The sequence below is a fragment of the Mycolicibacter acidiphilus genome (assembly GCF_018455725.1).
GTDB classification, from domain to species: Bacteria; Actinomycetota; Actinomycetes; order Mycobacteriales; family Mycobacteriaceae; genus Mycobacterium; species Mycobacterium acidiphilum.
Map to the genome: position 1 here is coordinate 1 of NZ_JAHCLR010000115.1, position 1,794 is coordinate 1,794.

The window sequence follows — 1,794 nt, forward strand, 5'->3', positions numbered from 1 at the left end:
GTAGGTCTTGTCAAGCAGGCGGTGGGCAGAGGGGCTGACGACGTCGGAGCTGTAGTCCGGCGTTCGGGGTCCTGGGCATGGCCTGGTGTTGCCTGGAAGCGGCGGTGTGCCTGCGCGCCCACGTTGACCTATGCGACCTCTGACGGGGGTCATCTGGCGTCGTTCGGGCTGCGATGGGGCGAAGGGCCGGTGCCAAGTTAGCGTCGGCGTAACCCGGGGGTCCGCCATAACCGCCGCGGCATCTGATCGGCCCTTCGTCGCCTCCAGCGTGTCACTGGGTGCCGGTAGTTGGGAAGGGGCTCGACGGGTTCCTTTCTCGTGGCTGGCGTCGGGGTTTCCTCGCTCAGCGCGTAAGCGTGCGCCGGTCCTTGTCGCCGTCCACGTCGTTCGTCCTCGCTGCGCTGCGGGCGCTCCAGGTGGACCGCTCCTGCGGCGCCGGCGCATGGGCGCAGGAACGAGGAGATCCCTTGTTGATCCGAGTCAGATCCAGCGAGTTGGGTCGTAGCTGGTGTGGTCACGAACTAAGGCGTGGGCGATGCGGCAGGCGCGGTTTGCGAGCGCGCAAGCGATGATCCCGCCACGTTTGCCGCGTGATTTCAGTTCGGCGGCATAGGCTTTGGCGGTCGGCTCGGAAAGCCACAAGCCGATTCCGAGGTCGATCAGGGCTCGACGCAATGCCACGCTGCCTTCGCGACTGATCTTTCCGTCCCGGCGTTTGCCTGCCGATTCGTACTGCACCGGAGACAGTCCTGAGGCTCGGTAGATCTGGCGGGATCCTGGCCACCGGTTCGGATCACCGAGGGCGGCGGCGTAATTGGCTGCTCGGACCACGCCCCAGCCGGGAACCGAGGGTAGCGTCGCAAACGGACTACGAGGGATCAGCGTCGCCAGTTCAGCTTCGGCATCGCCGATTTGCGCATCCAAGCCGTCCAGCAGAACCACGTCGGCGGCCAGCACTCGCCGGGCCACGACGCCATCGCGAGTTGGTAGCGCATCTCGGGCGGCTGTGACCAGACGCTCAGCGACTGGACGGCGTAGCTGGATACCGCGGCCGGCGGCGAACCGGATCAGCCTGCTCGTACCGAGTGCCGACAACCGGGCCGGGTCGGTGAACTCAGCGGCGACCAGCCGGCCGACCTTGGTGCCCAGCACATCGGGCAACGCGCGCGTCAAGCCCGGAAACGCGCGGTCGAGTTGACCCAGCAGCTGATTCTTGGTCGCGGTGCGGGTAGCCACCCGCCGTGATCGGTGAGTGGCCCAGGCCGCCAGCTCACCGATCAGCGCCGCACGTTCGGTGATCACCTGTCCCCGCTCGGCCAACACCAGTTCGGTGATCGCTTCCAGGTCGATCGCATCGGTCTTGACCCGGCGCCGGCCCGCCACACGGCGTTGCTCGGCAACGTGTCCGGGATTGAGTTCCAGCACCTCCCACCCGATCGGCCATCGATAGTCCAGCACTGGGCGGTGATAGTGGCCAGCCGCTTCGATACCCACTTTGACCTGCGCGCATAGTGGAATCACCGAGCTGATCTGATCGACAACCCTGACCAGGCCAGAACGGTTCATCGCGAACTCGACTGGACCCAACACCCGCTGACGGCCACTATCGGTCACCGACAGCATCGCCGAGGTCTTGCCGACATCGACGGCAACGACGATCGTGGACGACGTGACTGGGGCACAATGCACAGCCATAACAACACCTCCGGGGCGTGTCAGGAGAACCCGCATGCGCGAACATGCGGACCTCGCAAGGAATCACTTACAGATCCCTTCCTGACACCTCCGGAGGTG

1 protein-coding gene is annotated in these 1,794 nt (G+C 65.7%); it reads right to left on the minus strand.

Features of this window, described 5'->3' with window-relative positions:
• Window positions 1-480: 480 nt before the first annotated feature.
• Window positions 481-1,695: an IS110 family RNA-guided transposase gene (locus KIH27_RS22065; RefSeq protein ID WP_214095085.1), complete on the minus strand. Its 1,215-nt coding sequence runs from the start codon at window positions 1,693-1,695 to the stop codon at window positions 481-483.
• Window positions 1,696-1,794 lie beyond the last annotated feature (99 nt).

Excerpts from the sequence above, each read along its gene's own strand:
- KIH27_RS22065 (WP_214095085.1), bottom strand. The coding sequence starts at position 1,695 with ATGGCTGTGCATTGTGCCCCAGTCACGTCGTCCACGATCGTCGTTGCC.